Origin of the sequence: Lonsdalea quercina, from assembly GCF_900107885.1 — a bacterium.
Classification (GTDB): Bacteria; Pseudomonadota; Gammaproteobacteria; order Enterobacterales; family Enterobacteriaceae; genus Lonsdalea; species Lonsdalea quercina.
Window position 1 is genome coordinate 70441 of record NZ_FNQS01000013.1, and the last position, 19547, is coordinate 89987.

15 protein-coding genes are annotated in these 19547 nt (G+C 55.9%); 10 read left to right on the forward strand and 5 right to left on the reverse strand.

Features of this window, described 5'->3' with window-relative positions; genetic code table 11:
- Nucleotides 1–138: 138 nt before the first annotated feature.
- The 4 genes from BLU64_RS15385 to hpxZ are packed head-to-tail and all read left to right on the forward strand — an operon-like array spanning nucleotide 139 to nucleotide 3772.
- Complete coding sequence (locus BLU64_RS15385) at nucleotides 139–1725, forward strand: gamma-glutamyltransferase family protein (RefSeq protein WP_074729313.1); 1587 nt, start codon at nucleotides 139–141, stop codon at nucleotides 1723–1725.
- Between the two features lie 42 nt (nucleotides 1726–1767).
- A complete protein-coding gene (gene hpxX / locus BLU64_RS15390) occupies nucleotides 1768–1965 on the forward strand; it encodes an oxalurate catabolism protein HpxX (RefSeq protein ID WP_099049265.1) in 198 nt (65 codons plus the stop codon).
- Nucleotides 1962–3368 (forward strand): AtzE family amidohydrolase, encoded by a 1407-nt coding sequence (locus BLU64_RS15395; protein ID WP_074729315.1) that lies wholly within the window; start codon nucleotides 1962–1964, stop codon nucleotides 3366–3368. The genes hpxX and BLU64_RS15395 overlap by 4 nt, the downstream gene beginning before the upstream one ends.
- 17 nt (nucleotides 3369–3385) lie before the next feature.
- Entirely contained in the window at nucleotides 3386–3772 is a 387-nt protein-coding gene (gene hpxZ / locus BLU64_RS15400; RefSeq protein WP_036153194.1) for an oxalurate catabolism protein HpxZ, read from the forward strand.
- 77 nt (nucleotides 3773–3849) lie between these two features.
- Here the strand turns inward: hpxZ and puuE are convergent, their stop codons facing one another.
- From puuE to BLU64_RS15415, 3 genes are read right to left on the reverse strand one after another with little or no spacing between them, the layout of a single operon-like run.
- Nucleotides 3850–4800: an allantoinase PuuE gene (gene puuE / locus BLU64_RS15405; protein ID WP_051625550.1), complete on the reverse strand. Its 951-nt coding sequence runs from the start codon at nucleotides 4798–4800 to the stop codon at nucleotides 3850–3852.
- A 41-nt stretch (nucleotides 4801–4841) separates the two neighbouring features.
- A complete protein-coding gene (locus tag BLU64_RS15410) occupies nucleotides 4842–5579 on the reverse strand; it encodes an aspartate/glutamate racemase family protein (RefSeq protein ID WP_074729317.1) in 738 nt (245 codons plus the stop codon).
- A complete protein-coding gene (locus BLU64_RS15415) occupies nucleotides 5576–6301 on the reverse strand; it encodes a GntR family transcriptional regulator (protein WP_074729319.1) in 726 nt (241 codons plus the stop codon). The genes BLU64_RS15410 and BLU64_RS15415 overlap by 4 nt, the downstream gene beginning before the upstream one ends.
- 154 nt (nucleotides 6302–6455) lie before the next feature.
- Between BLU64_RS15415 and BLU64_RS15420 the strand changes: the two genes are divergently transcribed.
- A complete protein-coding gene (locus BLU64_RS15420) occupies nucleotides 6456–7934 on the forward strand; it encodes an NCS1 family nucleobase:cation symporter-1 (protein WP_074729321.1) in 1479 nt (492 codons plus the stop codon).
- Nucleotides 7935–8051: 117 nt separating this feature from the next.
- Here the strand turns inward: BLU64_RS15420 and BLU64_RS15425 are convergent, their stop codons facing one another.
- Together BLU64_RS15425 and BLU64_RS15430 are read right to left on the reverse strand one after the other, a co-directional pair.
- A complete protein-coding gene (locus BLU64_RS15425) occupies nucleotides 8052–9860 on the reverse strand; it encodes a glycoside hydrolase family 13 protein (RefSeq protein ID WP_074729323.1) in 1809 nt (602 codons plus the stop codon).
- 858 nt (nucleotides 9861–10718) lie between these two features.
- Nucleotides 10719–12515 (reverse strand): glycoside hydrolase family 13 protein, encoded by a 1797-nt coding sequence (locus BLU64_RS15430; RefSeq protein WP_074729325.1) that lies wholly within the window; start codon nucleotides 12513–12515, stop codon nucleotides 10719–10721.
- A 1271-nt stretch (nucleotides 12516–13786) separates the two neighbouring features.
- Here BLU64_RS15430 and proV point away from each other — a divergent pair.
- The 5 genes from proV to mprA all read left to right on the forward strand — a co-directional run bounded on the left by proV (nucleotide 13787) and on the right by mprA (nucleotide 19402).
- Nucleotides 13787–14989 carry a glycine betaine/L-proline ABC transporter ATP-binding protein ProV gene (gene proV / locus BLU64_RS15435; protein WP_026743276.1) on the forward strand — a complete coding sequence of 401 codons (1203 nt, stop codon included), beginning with the start codon at nucleotides 13787–13789 and terminating at the stop codon, nucleotides 14987–14989.
- On the forward strand, nucleotides 14982–16124 hold the full coding sequence (gene proW, locus BLU64_RS15440) for a glycine betaine/L-proline ABC transporter permease ProW (RefSeq protein WP_074729327.1): 1143 nt from the start codon (nucleotides 14982–14984) through the stop codon (nucleotides 16122–16124). The genes proV and proW overlap by 8 nt, the downstream gene beginning before the upstream one ends.
- Before the next feature lie 93 nt (nucleotides 16125–16217).
- Nucleotides 16218–17213, forward strand: a complete 996-nt coding sequence (proX, locus tag BLU64_RS15445) for a glycine betaine/L-proline ABC transporter substrate-binding protein ProX (RefSeq protein WP_074729329.1) — start codon at nucleotides 16218–16220, stop codon at nucleotides 17211–17213.
- A 242-nt stretch (nucleotides 17214–17455) separates the two neighbouring features.
- Nucleotides 17456–18640 (forward strand): MFS transporter, encoded by a 1185-nt coding sequence (locus BLU64_RS15450; RefSeq protein WP_026743279.1) that lies wholly within the window; start codon nucleotides 17456–17458, stop codon nucleotides 18638–18640.
- A gap of 246 nt (nucleotides 18641–18886) precedes the next feature.
- Nucleotides 18887–19402, forward strand: coding sequence for a transcriptional repressor MprA (gene mprA / locus BLU64_RS15455; protein ID WP_026743280.1), 516 nt, complete (start codon nucleotides 18887–18889; stop codon nucleotides 19400–19402).
- Nucleotides 19403–19547: the final 145 nt, after the last annotated feature.

The following is a 19547-nucleotide window of genomic DNA, read 5'->3' on the forward strand; positions in this document are numbered from 1 at the left end:
AAAGAGTGGAATGCTTCTTGCTTTTGTCTTGAGTCGATTATCCATGGGCACCCTCACGGCGCGACGTATGACCTCCGATTTATCGCTCGCCAGCGTTGAGCGCCGGAGCCTTGTCCCCTAGCGTTGGGAATCTTTTTTATGATGTACAGTAATAGTGCGCCCGCCGGCATGGTGGTGACGCCCCATCACCTGGCCAGCGCCTCCGCTCAGGCGGTGTTGCGGGAGGGCGGGAATGCGATTGAAGCGATGGTCGCCGCCGCATCCACCATCGCCGTCGTCTATCCGCACATGAACAGTCTGGGCGGAGACGGTTTCTGGCTTATCGTGCCGCCGCAGGGCGATCCCATCGCCATCGACGCGAGCGGACCGGCAGGCTCGCTGGCCAACCGCGCGATATACGACGGTCTGGACCGCATTCCGCATCGCGGCCCTAAAGCCGCCATCACTGTGGCAGGCACCGTCGGCGGATGGCAGGAAGCGCTGCGCTATGCCGCCGAACTGCGCGGAACATCGCTGCCGCTGAAGCGGCTGCTGGCCGACGCGATCCGCTACGCCGAACACGGTATGCCCGTCACGTCTTCGCAGTCGGACGCGCTGACGCAACAGGGTGAGGCACTCAGCGCCCATGCCGAATTTCGCCGCGTCTTCTTGCCAGACGGTACACCCCCTCTCCCCGGCAGCCGCTTCACTCAGCCCGATCTCGCCCGCACGCTAACGCAACTGGCGCAAGACGGTCTCGACAGTTTTTATCGCGGCCCGCTGGCCGATACCTTGGCGGCGGCCATGACGCAGGTGGGTATGCCGGTGACCCGGAATGATCTGGCGAACTATCGCGCCAAACGCGTCGCGCCCTTGAGGCTGGCCCACAGTCAGGGCGAGATCTTCAACCTGGCGCCGCCGACGCAAGGGCTGGTGTCGTTAGCGATCCTCGGGATCGCCGACCGGCTCGACATGGCCGATCTCAACGAGGCACAAACGATCCACCGCGTTGTCGAAGCCACCAAGCTGGCATTCGAACTGCGCGATGCCTACATCACCGATCCCAGGCTCGTCACGCAAGATATCCCGGCCCTGCTCAGCGCCGAGGCGCTGGAGGCGTTGAGCACCCGCGTGAATATTGACGCCGCCGCGCCGTGGGGGGAAGGCAAAGGCCCCGGCGACACCGTGTGGATGGGCGTGTGCGACAGCGACGGGCTGTCGGTTTCGTTTATTCAGAGCATTTATCACGAATTCGGCAGCGGTGTGGTGCTGCCGAAGACCGGCATCGTCTGGCAGAACCGGGGAGCCTCGTTCAGCCTCGATCCGCAGCATCTGCTGGCGCTGGAACCGGGCAAACAGCCGTTTCACACCCTGAATCCCGCCGCCGCACGGCTGTCCGACGGACGGACGATGGTCTATGGATCGATGGGCGGCGACGGCCAGCCGCAAACGCAGGCGGCGCTGTTTATCCGCCACGTGGTGCAGGGACTGCCGCTTCAACAGGCCATCGCCGCGCCCCGCTGGCTGCTGGGCCGCACCTGGGGACAAACCTCCGACAGTCTCAAGCTGGAGGACCGCTTCACGGCCGCCACCGTCGATACGCTGCGCACGCTGGGCCATGAGGTGGAGATGCTGCCCGATTTCAGCGAGAGCGTCGGACACGCCGGGGCTATCGTACGCCATACTAACGGTATGCTCGAAGGGGCGTTCGACCCACGCAGCAACGGCAGCGCCCTCGGCTTTTAAATCTGCAAGATCGCGACAACAACGATGATCACAGAGGGAACCATGAGTGAGATGAAAATTGATGACGCCGCACTGGCCGACTATCTGCGGCAAATGGAAACATTGCTGGCGCTGGAGTTAGATCCGGCCCGCCGCCAGGAATTACAGCGACAGTTCAGCCGCATCGCCGATATGGCGCTGCCGCTGATGGCCTTTCCGCTGGACGAACGTGAAGAAATTGCGGGGGTTTATCAGTTATGAGTGCGACACGCCACCCCGGCAGCTATTCCATTGATGAGCTTCATGCGCTGCAAGAGCGCGGCGAGTTGTCCGCGCAGGATATCGCCCGACAGACGCTCGCGCACATTGCCGAGCGCAATCCTCAGCTCAATGCTTACACCCGCGTCACCGAGACGCGCATGCTGGCAGAGGCCGCGCAACTCGACCGACAACGCCGCGACGGCTGCGCGCTGCCCGTGCTGACCGGCGTGCCGTATGCGGTCAAAAACCTGTTCGACGTGGCGGGAGAAACCACGCTGGCGGGAGCCAAACTGTTCAGCCAGCGTCCCCCCGCCACGCAGGATGCCTACGCCGTCTGTCGGCTGAGCGCTCAGGGCGCGCTGCTGTCGGGGCTGTTAAACATGGACGCCTACGCCTATGGCTTCACGACGGAGAATACCCACTATGGCGCGACCCGCAACCCGCATGACCTGACGCGCATCGCGGGCGGCTCCTCTGGCGGTTCGGCGGCGGCGGTCGCGGCCGGGCTGGTGACTTTCGCGCTCGGCAGCGACACCAACGGCTCCATTCGCGTCCCTTCGTCGCTATGCGGCATTTTCGGCCTTAAGCCGACCTTTGGCCGTCTGTCCCGCCGCGGCACGCAGCCCTTCGTCGCCAGCCTCGATCACATCGGCCCGATGGCGCGTAACACGGAGGATCTGGCGCAGGTATTCGATCTGCTGCAAGGCGTCGACGCCCACGATCGTTTTCAAACGCCGCATGCGTCGCTGGACTGCTCGGCCACGCTGGACGATGACGCGCAGCCAATACGCGCCAGAATTCTGGCGGGCTATTTCGCCGACTGGTGCGACGAACACGCGAAAACCGCCGTGCTGCGGGTCGCCCGGGCGCTGGGGGCCGATGATAACGTGGTGTTCGACGATGCCGCGCTGGCTCGTACGGCCGCGTTCCTGATCTCCGCCAGCGAAGGCGGGAATCAGTACCTGCCCGCGCTGCGAAGCGTGCCGGAACAGATCGAACCGCATTCACGCGAACGTCTGCTGGCCGGCGCGATGATCCCGGCGACGTGGTACGTTCAGGCACAGCGCTTTCGCGACCACTTCCGGCGGAAAGTCCTGTCGCTGTTCGAACACACCGATTTGTTGATCGCCCCGGCGACGCCCTGCTCGGCGACGCCGATCGGTCAGGAAACCATGAGCATTAACGGGGCGGATCTGCCCATTCGCGCCAGCATGGGCATGCTGACTCAGCCGATTTCGTTCGTCGGTTTGCCGGTGGTCACCGTGCCGCTGCTCACCGACTGCGGGCTGCCCATCGGCGTTCAGCTGATTGCCGCGCCGTGGCGCGAGGACATTGCGCTGCGCGCGGCCCGTCGTCTGGAGCAGCAAGGCATCACGCATTCCGTCATCCCCTTACAGCCCTGAAACGCAAGGAAACCGACATGTTGCAGCTCAACGACATCAACCTGCCCGACGTGCTGGAAGAGGTCACCGCCGCCTTCTCCCGCTACGAAAAAGCGCTGACCGGCAACGACGTCGATGAACTCGACGCCCTGTTCTGGCACGATGCGCGCACCGTGCGCTATGGCGCTTCCGAGAACCTCTACGGGATTGAGCAAATCCGGGCGTTTCGCGCCGCCCGTTCCTCAGCCGGACTCGACCGTCAGTTGCACAATACGGTGATCACCAGCTACGGCCGGGATATGGCCGTCGCCAGCACCGAGTTTCGTCGGGCGCATTCAGAGAAGGTGGGTCGCCAGATGCAAACCTGGATCCGCACCGAGCAGGGGTGGCGCATTGTGGCCGCCCACGTCAGCCTGATGACGTAAACGCGCCGGGCAGCCGCGTGATGACGACAGGCCGCGATGATCTGCGCGGCCTTTTTGACTTCATGGCGAGGGCGGTATCAACCGCGATAAGGATGGTGCTGACGCCAGTGGTCGGCGATATCCTGCCGACGGCAAATCCACACCCGATCATGCTGCTGAATGTAGTCGAGGAAACACTGTAGCGCGCGGAAGCGACCCGGCCGCCCCAGCAGCCGACAGTGCATGCCGACAGACATCATCTTCGGCGCGGTTTCCCCTTCGGCATACAGCACATCGAAGCTGTCCTTCAGGTAAGTCAGGAACTGCTCCCCGCAGTTGAACCCCTGCGGCGAGGCGAAACGCATGTCGTTGGCCTCCAGCGTATAAGGAATGATGAGGTGGGGCCGCGCCGCGCCGTCATTCCCCGCCACAGGCATCCAGAACGGCAGATCGTCGCCATAATAGTCGCTGTCATACTGGAAGCCGCCGTGTTCCACCACCAGCCGACGCGTGTTTGGGCTATCGCGGCCGGTGTACCAGCCCAGCGGCGGGCGGCCGAACAGCTCCGTCATCGTCTCCACGGCCTGGGCCATATGCTGGCGTTCAACCGCCACAGGCGTGTCCTGGTAGTGGATCCAGCGCCAGCCGTGGCAGACCACGTCGTAGTCCGCCGCCTGGATCGCCGCCACGACGGCGGGATTGCGCGCCAACGCCATCGCCACGCCGAACACCGTCAGCGGCAGACCGCGACGCTGAAACTCCGCGTGAATGCGCCAGAAACCCGCGCGAGCCCCGTACTCATACAACGAGTCCATCGACATATGGCGGTCCGGGTAACTGGCCGCGCCGATGATGTCGGACAGAAACTGCTCGGAGCCCGCGTCGCCGTGCAGCACGTTATTTTCCGCGCCTTCCTCATAGTTGAGGACAAACTGCACCGCGATGCGCGCGCCTCCCGGCCAACGGGCGTGCGGCGGCTGGCCCGCATAACCCATCAGATCGCGCGGGTAGTCCCGCCCTTCCCGCAACGCCTGCGTCACTGTCTTCATGCTGTGTTCTCTTTTCTGTGGCTGAGGAGATAAAACCGATGTCAGCGCAGTTGGCTGAACGGACCGGTCAGCGGTTTGGGCAGCGGATAGTCGAGGTCGCCGTGCTTGCTGGTGGTCAACCCCATCCCGACCAAGGATTCAACCAGTTTGACCGCAGCGCTGACGCCGTCGATCACCGGGATCTCCAGCTCCCGCGTCAGCTCGCCGGCCAGATCCGCCATGCCGCCGCAGCCCAGCACGATAGCGCCGGATCCATCCTGTTGTTTTGCTTGTATACACTGTTCGCGCACTTTCTGTTGCGCCACTCCCTGCCCGTCTTCCAGCGCCAGCACCGGTAGGTCGATGGCGTGCAGCGCGGCGCAGTGGCGCTCAAAGCCATACTGATGCAATAGGTGCCGCGCGATGACCAGCGTGCGCGGCAACGTGGTGACGATAGAAAAACGCGTCGCCACCAGCGTCGCCATATGCATCGCGGCTTCGGCGATGCCGACGACCGGCGCGGCCGCCAGCTCCCGCGCGGCCAGCAGACCCGGATCGCCGAAGCAGGCGATAACGTGACCGTGCACGCCCTGCGCCTTGCCCTGCCGGATTTGCTCCAGCACGCCGAGGGCGGCGATGGCCTCATCGACGTGCCCTTCTATCGACGGCGCGCCGTGAGAGGCGCACACGGCGCGTATTTCGGTGCCCGCGTGGGCCGCTCGCCGGGCGGCGGAGCCGATGGTCTCCGTCATTTCCCGACTGGTGTTCGGGTTGATGACCTGAATCACACAGCCGCTCATGCCTTCACTTCCCTGTTGAGATGACCGAACAGGCGGGAGAAATCCGGCGCGACGCTGTCGTCGCGATCAAATCGCAGATGGGCGGTGATGTCGTCGAAATGCCGCTGCATTTCCGACGTGAGCGCCGCCGTCTTTTTGTCTCTCAGCAGGGCGACCAACCGCTGATGATCGTGATAACGACACCCCTGTGGCCACGGTGCGCCATAGGCGGCAATCACCAGCGAAGAACGCAGCGTGAGCTGAGACACCATGCCGGTCAATACGGCATTACCGGAGATGGCCTGCAGTTGAATGTGAAACGCGGCGGACAGGCGAATCGCCTCTGCGCCATTCTGATCCTGATGGGCGTTGTCTTCCGCCTGCACCACTTTTTCCAGCGCCTGACAGTGGCTTGCCCGGCAATGCGCCACCACCTGAGGGAGGTTGGCGCACTCCAACAGACTGCGGGTATGAAAGATCTGCCGCGCTTCATCCACCGAGGGGGTGGCGACCTGTGCACCACGCTTGGGCGCCAGGTTGATCATTTGCACTGCGGCAAGACGCTGCAGCACTTTGCGGATGCCGGTTCGGCTCACGCCAAAGACCTCCGCCAGCGCCTCTTCCGGCAATTTGGTGCCCGGCAGCAGCTGGTGTTCCACAATCGCATTCAGCAAAGCGTGATAAATCACTTCGTCCTTTTGCTGAGAAAGCGTTTCGTCTTCAAGACCATAGGTATAGTTCATCACGTTATTCCATCACCATTTCATGGCTAAATCGTACACTTCAAACCTCAAGCTTTGTATACAAAAAATAGATTATGGCCCGAATCCTGCAAAACACCCTTTGTATACACCATCGTATGAAGAAGACGTTCGGTTATCCAAAGGAGCAGATTCCATGCCAGAAAATACCTCATCGAACCGCGCCATGCGGACAGACTACAGCCCCAGGTTATGCAATGAGGACCTCGCGCCGGTGCGGTCGCAGAACTGGTCCTGGTATAACATTTTTTCTTTCTGGATGTCCGACGTGCACAGTATGGGCGGCTACGTCGTCGCGGCCAGTTTCTTTACGCTGGGGCTGGCCAGCTGGCAGGTGCTGGTCTGTCTGCTGGCCGGTATTGGCATCGTTCAACTGTGCGCCAATCTGATCGCCAGACCCAGCCAGATGAGCGGCGTTCCCTATGCCGTGATTTGTCGTCAGGCCTTCGGGGTTTTCGGCGCCAATATCCCGGCGGTGATCCGCGGATTGATCGCCTTCGCCTGGTACGGCATACAAACCTATCTGGCCGCCAACGCGCTGATGCTGGCGCTGCTGAAGTTCTACCCCTCACTGATCCCGCTGACCGAGCCTCACTGGCTGGGCCTGTCCGCGCTGGGCTGGATATGCTTCGGCATACTCTGGCTGCTACAGGCTATGGTGTTCTGGCACGGCATGGCGGCCATCAAACGTTTTATCGATTTCGCCGGTCCGGCGGTCTATATAGTGATGCTGGGGCTGGCCGGTTGGATTGTTTACCAGACCGGCTGGGAGGGCATCTCCTTCACGCTGTCCAGTCACTCCCTGAGCGCGGGCGAGCAGTTGTGGCAGATGATCACCGCCATCGCGCTGGTGGTGTCCTATTTCTCCGGGCCGTTGCTGAACTTCGGCGACTTTTCCCGGTACGGCAAGACGATGCGCGACGTGCGCCGCGGCAATTTCTGGGGGCTGCCGGTCAACTTCCTGCTGTTCTCCATCGTAACGGTGGTGATCGTTTCCGGTACGCAGTCGCTGTTCGGCAAGATGATCACCGATCCGATCGAAACCGTGAGTCACATCGGCAGCGGCGTTGCCGTCGCGCTGGGCCTGCTGACCATGATCATCGCGACCATCGGCATCAATATCGTGGCGAACTTTGTGTCGCCGGCCTTCGACTTCTCCAACTGTTCGCCACAGCGGATCAGTTTTCGCGCGGGCGGAATGATCGCCGCCGTGGGGTCGATCCTGCTAACCCCTTGGAACCTCTTCCAGTCGCCCGAACTGATCCACTACACGCTGGACGTGCTGGCCGCTTTCATTGGCCCGCTCTTCGGGATCCTGCTGACCGACTTTTATCTGATCAAAGGCGGACGCGTGTGCGTCGACGATCTGTTTAACGCGACGCCACAGGGGCGTTACTGGTATCGCCGCGGTTTTAATCCCAACGCCGTTCTGGCGCTGCTCCCCGCCGTCGGCATTTGTCTCTTTATCGGCTTTATGCCGTCGTGGCATGCGATCGCCAATTTCAACTGGTTTATCGGCGCGGCGCTGGGCGCGGGCGGTTATCGCTTTCTGGCCCGCCATGAACGCAGCCCAGGCTATCGGCTTCGCCGCCTGTCTATGTCCGGTGTGGAATAGACGTTTTGCTGCCGGGTAACCCGAAATACCGCGCCCGCTCTACAAAAACATCCCGGCCTGAGCCGGGATGTAAGGGCGACGTCATACAGGGCATGAAGGCCATGCCCGTGTAGCGCGTTATTTCAGTTTGTAGATCCCCGCCTGCCACGGTTGCAGATTAAGCACCGTCGCATTAGCTTCAGGTTTTGCCTTTTCACCGCTTTCCAGCAGCGTTTCGCCTATCGCCAGATGATCCGGCAGCGTGTAGTCGATCGCTTTTTCCTTGAAGTTGATCACCATCAGGTAGCGTTCGCCCTTCAAGCTGCGGGTATAGGCGAAAACGTCGGGGTTTTGCGCGTCCAGATCGGCATATTTACCGTAAACCAGCGCCGGGATGCGGTGACGCAGGGCGATCAGTTCACGATAGTAGTTGTAGACGGAATTCGGATTGGACACTTCGCTCGCCGCATTGATCTCTTTGTAGGTCGGGTTGACCGTGTACCAAGGCGTACCGGTGGTGAAGCCCGCATTTTTTTCAGCGTTCCACTGCAGCGGCGTTCTGCTCTGCTCGCGCGAGGTGATGCGAATGTTGTTCAGGAAGTCGTCCTCCTTCACTTTGCCGCTGAGCACCAGGTTTTTATAGAACGCTTTGGTTTGAATATCGTTGTAGTCGTCGATGGACTTGAACGGCGCATTGACCATCCCCAGTTCGTCGCCCTGGTAGATGAACGGCGTGGCGTGCTGCGTCAGCAGCAGCGTGCCCAGCGCTTTCGCGGAGCGTTCACGCCATTCCGGGCGGTCGTCGCCGAGGGTGGAGACCACGCGCGGGTTATCGTGATTGCCGAGGAAGAACGCAAGCCAGCCATATTCGCCGCCGGATTCGTTCGCGTGTTGCACCACCTCTTTCAACTGCGGCAGCACCCAGCCTTTGTAATGCCACTTTTCGCCCGGATAGCGGTAGAACAGCACCGACTCGAAGGTAAAGGCCATGTCCATTTCATGACGACGCTGGTCGACATAATCTTTCAGCGACTCTTGCGGCACACCGAAGGCTTCAGCGGCAAACGCCATATCCTTGTGATGTGACATCACGTGCTGATTCATATCGTTGATATAGCGGTGCACGTCTGGACCGGTGCCATAAGTGGCCGCGGCGTGTCCCAATTGCTGCTGATTCAGATCCGGGAATCCCGGCTGCTTGGAGATGGTATTGATGGAGTCGAATCGCAGGCCGGATACCCCTTTAGACAGCCAGAACTCCATGATGTCGTAGAGCGCGGCTCTGACTTTCGGGTTTCCCCAATCGAGATCCGGCTGATGTACGCTGAAGTAGTGAAGATAGTATTGATCGGTCTTGGCATCTTTCTCCCACGCCGGACCGCTGAAGATGGACGGATAGTTGTTAGGCTCGCCGCCGTTTTTGCCATCACGCCAAAAGTAGTAGCTGCGGTAAGGGTTATCGGTAGACTCTTTGCTTTTCAGAAACCACGGGTGTTGATCACTCGTGTGGTTAAACACGATGTCGATCATCAGACGCATATTGCGTTTTTTCATTTCAGAGACGAGCCGATTGAAATCTTCCATTGTGCCGAAGTCTTTCATGACCTTTTTATAATCACGCACATCGTATCCGCTGTCCTGATTTGGGGAATCGTAGTGCGGCGTGATCCAGATGGCGTCGATGCCCAGATTATGTAAATAATCCAGCTTCTCAATTAAGCCGTTCAAATCACCAATACCATCTCCGTTACCATCCTTGAAGGAGCGGAGATAAACCTCATAGAAGACGGCCTGCTTCCACCAGGTCGGGTAGTCGTCAGAACGCTGAATAACGGCGCCATGAGGAGAAGCGGCTTCCCCAGGCTCCGCCTGAACCTGAGGGACATTCCCGCACAGGGCAATACCTAGACTTATCGCAATCAGCGATGCCAATCTCAGTTTATTCATATCCTTTTTTTCCTTGTTTGAAACAATAAGAAAAATACAGTTTTTATTTCTGATGTTATGGCGAAGGCATGTAAATACAGCGAGGTCGAGAATAGCACCATGAAAATAAGCACACATCACTTTAATATTGAATTAATACCTTAAAACCCTATACCCATGAATTAGTAAAAACACAAAGAATACCTAAAAAAACATTACTGGAAGAGTAATAGCCTCTTTTTTATATTCACCATTAAAAATCATTGAGCTTATTATGATTGGATAATAAAACGTCTCTTCGCGTGATTATTGAGAATTCACATTTGGCGGAGGGGGACAAAAACCAATAAAAATCAACAAATAGAACCACCACTCCCGTTTTGAAAGCGTCGACACTGAGAGAACCTGACCTCATCACGGCAACTTCATCACCACCATTGGATAACGCCCAAAATTATTTCATCCTCGATTTTCACAAATTCATATCGATAACGAGATGTTTTATTTTTCAAATAACATTGTAATATCACCGACAAAAAGCGCATTCCGTTAATCTTATTTATTCGCCATCAGCGCCTCAAAGCGAATAACGCGTTGAAAAGCCATTCATTTCGTTACACTTATTTACCGATAATTCACACCACCATATTTAAACAAAAAAACTTATTCCTCACTTCCAATAAGTTAATGACCTGAGCGACGTCAGAAAGAAATGAATATAAAGAAACACGGCGGGTGGAACTGCCTGAATAAACGGCTTCATGAGGGACAACTGCGTCAATGCGTCCATACGTTTCGCCACGCGGCACAGCCCGGCTCGACGTGAGCGAAAGGCTGTGCCCGTGGCGAAGACGCGTTCAGTACTCCTGTATCAACAAATCAGTTCAACTGGTAGATGCCAGACTGCCAGGGCTGGAGAGTAAGCGAAGACGCATTATGCGCCGGGGCGGCTTTCGCGCCGCTTTCGATGAGCGCTTTATCAATCGTGAGCGCCTGCGGCAACGAGTAATTGACCACCTTTTCTTTGAAGTTGATCACGACCAGATATTTAGCGTCTTGGGTGGTCCGGGTGTAGGCATAGATGTCCTCACTCTTCGGCGCCAGATCGGTGTATTTACCGTAAGTGAGCGCAGGCGTTCGATGGCGCAGCGCGATCAGCTGTCGGTAGTAGTGGTAAATGGAATCATCATGTGCGACCTCATTCGCGGCGTTGATCACTTTGTAGTTTGGATTCACGTTGATCCACGGCGTACCCGTGGTGAAGCCGCCATTTTTCTGCGCATCCCATTGGAACGGCGTGCGAGCATTATCTCGGGTCGTTTTTTTAGCGTTTTCCAAGAACCAGGTGGCCTTGACCTTGCCGGTCTCCACCACGTCTTGCCAGGAGCCCTTGGTTTCGAGGTCATCAAACTCCGAGATAGATTTGAAGGGATAGTTGGTCATGCCCAGCTCTTCCCCTTGATAGATGAAGGGCGTCGCACGCTGCGTCATCTGAAGCGTCGCCAACGCCCGAGCGGACAGGCTTCGCCACTCCTCGCGATCGTCGCCGAAAGCCGAAACCGCGCGTGGATTATCATGATTTCCTAGGAAGAACGCGTTCCAGCCATAATCTCCCACGACATCATTCATCTTCTGCACCACCTGTTTGAACTCGCTCAGCGTCCAGTCGCGGTAGTGCCATTTTTCAGTCATGTGGCGATACAGCAGGATCAGATCGAATGTGAAGACCATATCCAGCTCTTCCCGACGCTGATCGACGTACAGAGGAACCTGTTTGAACGGTACGCCGAAGACTTCACCCGCCGTCACGATGTTGGGGTACTGAGACAAGACCTGAGTGTAGATCTCATGGATGTACTTATGCAGGTTCGGCCCCTGCGTGTAGGTTACTGCATAGTTGGTGAGTTCCTCAGGCGTCAGATCGGGAAAACCGGGGAACTTGGAGTAGGTGCCGACCGTGTCGAAGCGTAGACCGGAGACCCCTTTGTCGAGCCAGAAACGGACGATATCATAGAGATCGTGCCGGACTTTCGGGTTGTCCCAGTTCAGGTCCGGCTGATGTTTGCTGAAGTAATGGAGATAATATTGACCGGTCTTGGCATCTTTTTCCCAGGCTGAACCGCCAAAGAACGAGTGATAGTTGTTTGGCGGCCCCCCATTCTTGCCTTCCTGCCAGAAATAAAAGTCTCGATAAGGATTACTTTTTGACGACCGACTTTCCTTGAACCACTCATTTTGATCGCTGGTGTGGTTAATCACCACGTCAATCATCAAACGCATGTCGCGTTTTTTCATTTCAGCCATCAAACGGTTAAAATCGTCCATCGTTCCATATTCACTCATGATTTTTCTATAATCACGAATGTCATAACCGCTATCGGTATTCGGCGAATCATAATGTGGCGTCATCCAAATAGCATTGATACCCAATCCTTTTAGATAGTCCAGTTTCTCAATAATACCTGGGATATCCCCAATACCATCTCCATTCGTGTCCTTAAAGGAACGTGGATATATCTGATAGAAAATAGCTTCCTTCCACCATGAAGGATAATCATTGGATTGCTGTATTGAAGCTGGTGCTGGAGCACTCTCGGCTTTCGCTGGCTCAACGCCGTTTGAAATAATAATACTCAGGCTCATAGCCATAAGCGATGTTAGTTTCAACATGGTCATATCCTTTTCCTCTAATATCCAATGAGTTACTTCCATACATAATACTTATATTTCCTCGCTTAAATTAAAAGCAAGACCGAGAGTAGCATTATGAAAATATGCATACATCACTTTATTTATTAATAAATACCCACCAAGTAATTTCTATTTAAGTTTTTAAATTTGCATTCAATAAAATTTGAAACTTTTAGTGTTATCCATAATTTATTTTTATTTTCAGGTAAATTTAATTGAGTGCATTTAATTTATTTTTCGCACTTCGAGTGCATAATTCCTTTATATTCAATTCAGTACTTTTTTTCGTTTTGATATATCGGCCTGGGTATCGATATTGCAGACACGCAACAGGTCAGGTCGCACAAAACAGCGAGGAGGATGACAAAGATGGGGGATATATCTCCGCCATAGCACGACGGAGTGGGGATATTGGGCGAAATGCGGTTACTGGCGGCAGAGGGGGCATTCACAACGCAGAACGCATTCCCGCACGCCGAAAATCACCTATTTGTTCGTTCTTTCCAAAGAGGCGTCGCCGCTCAATCCCATCACAACGGACAAGCCGCGAGTCGACAGTGGGCGTCAACACGGATTGGAAGACCGGAGGTAACATCGCGCCTCTCGCAAAACGCTGAATCCGCTGCTCATGAGGTCCGCTTTTTGATGATGACCTCACGTGTGGAGGTGTGGCGCTGAGCAAAATAATGCCTTGTATTCGGTAAAGGACGCGGAATATATCCGTTGTATCGAAGGGATATTATCCATCGCGGAAAGATAACGACATTTACTGTTCGCTGAGTTCCGGTAACGTCCCGTGCGAAAAACCACCCATACGCTGTTGTTATTTTAGCAAAACTAGGCTAACACCTTCAGCGACCGGCCTTTTTTTTCACCGAAAGCTGCTTGCCAATACCCTATTTATTCATGCCGATCTAAATATTGCAAAACCACAAAATCAGGGAAGTGAAAACATATTTCGATTAATCAACACAGAAACGACCAAAAACAACACAAGACAATGATTTTAATGCATTTTATATTTGTTTAATATTATTAATGGTTTTCGAATTTAGATATTTAGCCCTGTAAATTTGAGGTATAGAAACACGTAAAAAAACCGAAAATAAGAAGGGAGAGAAATTACTCAATCCGGCTTTAGGGGTTGTCTCAAATGATTATTATGGTAGGGTGTACGGCTGTTTTATAGTTAACAGGGCAGATCTATAGCGCATAACATCAAAGCAATATCGTCACTATAGGAACTAACCAATTTCATGGCAATTAAACTTGAAGTAAAAAATCTCTACAAAATATTCGGCGAACATCCTGACCGTGCATTCAAGCTGATGGACAAGGGCTTAAATAAAGATCAGGTGTTTGAAAAGACCGGACTTACGGTCGGTGTGGAAAACGCCAATCTGGCCATTGAAGAAGGCGAGATATTTGTCATCATGGGATTATCCGGCTCGGGAAAATCCACGCTAGTACGCCTTCTCAATCGTCTGATAGAACCCACGCGCGGTCAGGTGCTGATCGACGGCGAGGATATCGCCCGAATCTCAGATAGCGCCCTGCGCGAAGTTCGCCGCAAAAAAATCAGTATGGTGTTTCAGTCATTCGCGCTGATGCCCCATCTGAACATCCTGGACAACACCGCATTCGGTATGGATCTGGCGGGCATCCCCAGAGCGGAACGAGAGCAGAAAGCGCGCGACGCCCTGCAACAGGTTGGGCTGGAAGCCTACGCGGCATCCTACCCTGACGAGCTGTCCGGCGGGATGCGTCAGCGCGTGGGCCTGGCTCGCGCACTGGCGAACGACCCAGACATCCTTCTGATGGATGAAGCGTTTTCGGCGCTCGACCCCCTTATTCGTACTGAAATGCAAGATGAGCTGGTCAAGCTGCAATCTCGTCAACAGCGTACCATTGTGTTCATTTCCCATGACCTCGACGAGGCCATGCGTATCGGCGACCGTATCGCTATCATGCGCAGCGGCGAAGTCATTCAGGTCGGAACGCCGGATGAGATTCTGAACAACCCGGCCAACGACTATGTGCGCACCTTCTTCCGCGGCGTCGACATCAGTCAGGTGTTCAGCGCCAAAGATATCGCGCGCCGCCGTCCGGTCGCCATCATCCGCAAAACAGCCGGCGTGGGCCCGCGTTCCGCGCTGGCTATTTTGCAGGAAGAGGACCGAGAGTTCGGCTATGTGCTGGAACGAGGCCAGAAATTCATCGGTATCGTATCGATTGAATCACTGAAAGCGGCCCACAAGGCGCAACTGCCGCTAGACCAAGCGTTACTGTCCGAACCATCTCCGGTTCCCGCCGACATGCCGCTCAACGAGCTGATTTCCCTCGTGGCGCAGGCTCCCTGCGCTATACCTGTCGTCGGCGAAAACAACGAGTACATGGGCATCATCTCCAAAGGGATGCTGCTGCAGGCACTGGATAAAGAGGGCTCTCTGAATGACTGATGCGACTAACCCGTGGGAGTCAACCACGACCGCTGAACAAGCCGCCCAGCAACCGACCGCCGCGCCGCAGGCCGATCCCTGGAGCGCAGCTCCCGCCCCGACCGATGGCGGCGGAGCTGATGCCTGGGGCAACGCCGCTCCACCCGCCGGCGGCACCGATGTTCCCGCCGGGAGCACCGACTGGCTGAGCAGCGCGCCAGCGCCGGAACCCGAGCATTTTAGCCTGCTCGATCCGTTCAAACATACGCTAATCCCGCTGGATAGCTGGGTGACCCGCGGCATCGACTGGCTAGTCATGCACTTCCGCCCAGTATTCCAAGGCGTGCGCGTGCCGGTCGATATTATCCTGAATGCCTTTCAGCAACTGCTGATGGGAATGCCGGCACCGGTGGCCATCATCGTGTTCTCCCTGCTGGCCTGGCAGGTCTCCAGCTTCGGCATGGGGATGGCGGCGTTTATCTCCTTAATCGTGATCGGCGCTATCGGCGCATGGTCTCAGGCGATGGTCACGCTGTCTCTGGTGCTGACCGCCTTGTTCTTCTGTGTCCTCATCGGCCTCCCCATGGGAATTTGGCTGGCGCGCAGCGAGCGGGCTGCAAAGATTATCCGCCCCCTGCTGGATGCTATGCAAACGACGCCTGCGTTCGTCTACCTGGTGCCGATCGTTATGCTGTTCGGGATCGGCAACGTGCCGGGCGTAGTGGTGACCATTATCTTTGCGCTGCCGCCAATGGTCCGTCTGACCATACTGGGCATACGTCAGGTCCCTGACGACCTGCTGGAAGCCGCAGAGTCCTTCGGTGCCAGCCCGCGTCAGCTGCTGTTCAAAGTTCAGCTGCCGCTGGCGATGCCGACCATTATGGCCGGGGTCAACCAAACGCTGATGCTGGCTCTGTCGATGGTGGTCATCGCCTCTATGATCGCCGTCGGTGGTCTGGGACAAATGGTGCTGCGCGGCATCGGCCGGCTCGATATGGGACAGGCTGCGATCGGTGGGGTCGGGATCGTCATTCTGGCCATCATTCTTGACCGACTGACTCAGTCTCTGGGCCGCGACAAACGCAGCCGTAACAATCAGCGCTGGTTCAACAGCGGTCCTATCGGTCTACTGGCCCGTCCTTTCATCAAGTCCTGACTCTCGTGACCGGCTCCGGCCGGTCACATCAAGATAAATCATCATAATGACAGGGGAAGCAACGTGTCCCCGATATCAACAAGAGGAATTGTTATGCGTAAAACAGGCATAATTTCGTTTGCCCTGACCGCCGTACTTAGTACCTCTCTCGCGGCTGCCGAACTTCCGGGCAAAGGCATTACCGTACAGCCGATTCAGAGTACGCTGACGGAAGAAACGTTCCAGACGGAGCTGGTGAACAAAGCGTTGGAAAAACTGGGCTACACCGTACAACCGACACGTGAAGTGGACTACAACGTCGCTTATACCTCTATCGCAGCCGGCGACGCGACCTTCATGGCGGTCAACTGGGATCCGCTGCAGAACGACCAGTATAAATCCGCAGGCGGCGACGCTAAATTCTTTCGTCAAGGCATCTACATCTCGGGTGCGGCACAGGGTTACCTGATCGATAAGAAAACAGCGGAACAATACAAGATCACCAACATCGCCCAGTTGAAAGATCCTAAAATCGCCAAGTTGTTTGATACCAACGATGACGGCAAAGCCGATCTGACCGGTTGTAACCCGGGTTGGGGCTGCGAAGCGGCCATCAACAACCATATGAAAGCCTACGGCCTGACCCCGACGGTGGAGCATAATCAGGGTAACTACGCGGCGATGATCGCCGATACCATTACTCGTTTCCACGAAGGCAAGCCGATCCTGTACTACACCTGGACGCCATACTGGGTCAGCAACGTCCTGGTGCCAGGACGCGATGTCGTCTGGCTGCAGGTTCCTTTCTCTTCCCAGCCTGGGGATATGAAAGGCGTCAGCACCAAGCTGCCTAACGGCGCCGACTATGGTTTCCCGGTGAACAACGTTCGTATCGCCGCCAACAAGGCATGGGCAGAGAAAAACCCGGCGGCAGCCAAACTGTTCTCCAGCATGTGGCTGCCGGTTGCCGATGTGAATGCGCAGAACCAGCGCATGCATGCAGGCGAGTCGTCTGAAGACGCGATCGAACGTCACGTTGACGGCTGGATTAAGGCCCACCAGCAGCAGTTTGACGCATGGGTCAACAGCGCGCGCGACGCGGCTAAGTAAATCGTTATTTGGAGCGCCTGGCCATCAGGCGCTCTTTCCTCCGCCATACGCCTACCCGCTTTTTCGCGACGACGCCCCATCCTTTTGACTGGCCCCTCTTATCTTGCTTTCCCTTGACGTCACAGTGACGACGATAATTCAGTCTGGAATTATGACGCATTGAATTGACTCAAAAGGTGGTATCAATGAGGGATCTGTCCGATACTATTTATCTGTAGCCTTAACAGATAGTTAACCCTGCCATGAATACCGCCATACCACGCCCCCAAACGTTAAGCCCGGCGCTCACCCTTTTAATGTCGGCCGCAACCGGCCTGATGGTCGCCAGCAATTACTACGCACAACCCCTGCTGGACGCCATCGCCAATGCGTTCATGCTCTCTCCCAATCAGGCGGGCTTTATCGTCACCACAGCCCAGCTCAGCTATGCCGTGGGCCTGCTCTTGCTGGTCCCACTGGGAGATATGCTGGAGCGCCGAGGACTGATTGTGGTCATGAGCCTGCTGTCCGCCGCCGGCATGCTGATCACCGCGTCGTCATCGTCGCTGTGGATGATGATATTCGGCACCGCATTGACCGGGATGTTCTCCGTCGCCGCACAGGTACTGGTGCCGCTGGCCGCGACGCTGGCCTCGCCGGAAACCCGCGGTAAAGTGCTAGGCACCGTCATGAGCGGTCTGCTGCTGGGAATATTGCTGGCGCGAACGCTGGCGGGCGCGCTGGCGTCGCTGGGCGGATGGCGGCTGGTTTTCTGGGTCGCGAGCGTTCTGATGATCGTCCTGTCCCTGCTGCTGTGGCGGGCGCTGCCGCGTTACAAACAAGACAATCAGCTAAACTATCCGCAGCTTCTGGCATCGATTTTCCATCTGATGATGACGTACAAGCCGCTGCGTATACGTTCCATTTTGGGTGGGCTGACGTTCGCGAACTTCAGCATCCTGTGGACCTCCATGGCGTTTCTGCTCTCCTCACCGCCCTATCGTTACTCCGAGGGGGTTATCGGCCTGTTTGGGTTAGCCGGCGCGGCAGGCGCGCTGGCGGCCACGCGTGCTGGACGCCTGGCGGACCGCGGCCATGCTAAAACGGTCACGACCGCCGGCCTTATCGTACTAGCGCTGTCGTGGCTGCCTATCGCGGCTGGCATGCATTCGATCCTGCTGCTGCTGCTGGGGATTCTGGCGCTGGATCTCACGGTTCAGGGCGTTCATGTCACGAATCAGAGTATTATTTATCGCGATATGCCTGAAGCCCGCAACCGTATCACTTCGGGATATATGACCGCCTATTTCATCGGCGGGGCGCTAGGCTCGATGGTCTCCGCCATGATGTTTCAGTACTTTGGCTGGCTGGGCGTTTCCATTGCGGGTTTTCTAATCAGCCTCTCGGCCCTGGTCGTTTGGTGGTGCAATAGAAACGACGTTTCCTAATTCCAAGCCCCCTCTTTCGAATCATTTGACCCGAAAGAGGATTTCCTCAAATCTCTTCTTCCGGAAATTTTGTTTTTTTTATCAAAACAAAACAGGGAGAAATAAAATAAAACACATAAAAATCAACAAAATATTAAGTTATGTGCTTTCATGCCTCAGTTTTTTTCCTCTTTTAGTACTTTCCGTCATTTACCTAAGTAATAACCTGCGTTACTATACAGAAAGTGATTAATGAGGTTGACATAAATGGAAAGTTCGTTTGCACCAATTGAAAGTATGCTGCGCATGCGCGCAACTCGTCATCCAGACTTCCCTTATAAGGAAGTGACGATGCTCCGTCTGTTTCTACATTTACAGACAAAAATACTTGAACACCGTAACCGAATGCTGAAGGAGCAGAACATCAATGAGACGCTGTTCATGGCATTGCTGACGCTTGAATCTCAAGAGTCTTACAGCATTCAGCCTTCTGAGCTCAGCGCCGCGCTCGGTTCATCACGCACCAACGCCACGCGTATTGCGGATGAACTCGAAAAACGCGGCTGGATTGAGCGCAGAGAGAGTGAAAGCGACCGGCGGTGTCTGCATTTGTTTATGACAGAAAAAGGGAAGGCTTTTTTGAATGAGCTACTTCCTCCGCAACATTACAGCCTGCATCGGCTATGCTCTGTCTTGGATGACGAAGAACAGCTCGAGTTGGAAACACTGATGCGTAAGCTATTAGGCCGCCTTGACGAAATTGAGAAAGACATGACGTCATAGCGTTTCACCATCATCAGTCAGCTCCATGCCGCACCACACTGACGTTTACCGACACCAGGCGGACATTGTTGTGACTTGCACACCCCTATGTGCCAGGAATGACGGGTTGTTCTCAGTGTGGCTCCGGCACGAGCTGTCTGTTTAT

Coding starts and splice junctions, on each gene's coding strand:
- BLU64_RS15385 (WP_074729313.1), top strand. CDS start 139: ATGATGTACAGTAATAGTGCGCCCGCCGGCATGGTGGTGACGCCCCAT.
- hpxX (WP_099049265.1), top strand. CDS start 1,768: ATGAGTGAGATGAAAATTGATGACGCCGCACTGGCCGACTATCTGCGG.
- BLU64_RS15395 (WP_074729315.1), top strand. CDS start 1,962: ATGAGTGCGACACGCCACCCCGGCAGCTATTCCATTGATGAGCTTCAT.
- hpxZ (WP_036153194.1), top strand. CDS start 3,386: ATGTTGCAGCTCAACGACATCAACCTGCCCGACGTGCTGGAAGAGGTC.
- puuE (WP_051625550.1), bottom strand. CDS start 4,800: ATGAAGACAGTGACGCAGGCGTTGCGGGAAGGGCGGGACTACCCGCGC.
- BLU64_RS15410 (WP_074729317.1), bottom strand. CDS start 5,579: ATGAGCGGCTGTGTGATTCAGGTCATCAACCCGAACACCAGTCGGGAA.
- BLU64_RS15415 (WP_074729319.1), bottom strand. CDS start 6,301: ATGAACTATACCTATGGTCTTGAAGACGAAACGCTTTCTCAGCAAAAG.
- BLU64_RS15420 (WP_074729321.1), top strand. CDS start 6,456: ATGCCAGAAAATACCTCATCGAACCGCGCCATGCGGACAGACTACAGC.
- BLU64_RS15425 (WP_074729323.1), bottom strand. CDS start 9,860: ATGAATAAACTGAGATTGGCATCGCTGATTGCGATAAGTCTAGGTATT.
- BLU64_RS15430 (WP_074729325.1), bottom strand. CDS start 12,515: ATGACCATGTTGAAACTAACATCGCTTATGGCTATGAGCCTGAGTATT.
- proV (WP_026743276.1), top strand. CDS start 13,787: ATGGCAATTAAACTTGAAGTAAAAAATCTCTACAAAATATTCGGCGAA.
- proW (WP_074729327.1), top strand. CDS start 14,982: ATGACTGATGCGACTAACCCGTGGGAGTCAACCACGACCGCTGAACAA.
- proX (WP_074729329.1), top strand. CDS start 16,218: ATGCGTAAAACAGGCATAATTTCGTTTGCCCTGACCGCCGTACTTAGT.
- BLU64_RS15450 (WP_026743279.1), top strand. CDS start 17,456: ATGAATACCGCCATACCACGCCCCCAAACGTTAAGCCCGGCGCTCACC.
- mprA (WP_026743280.1), top strand. CDS start 18,887: ATGGAAAGTTCGTTTGCACCAATTGAAAGTATGCTGCGCATGCGCGCA.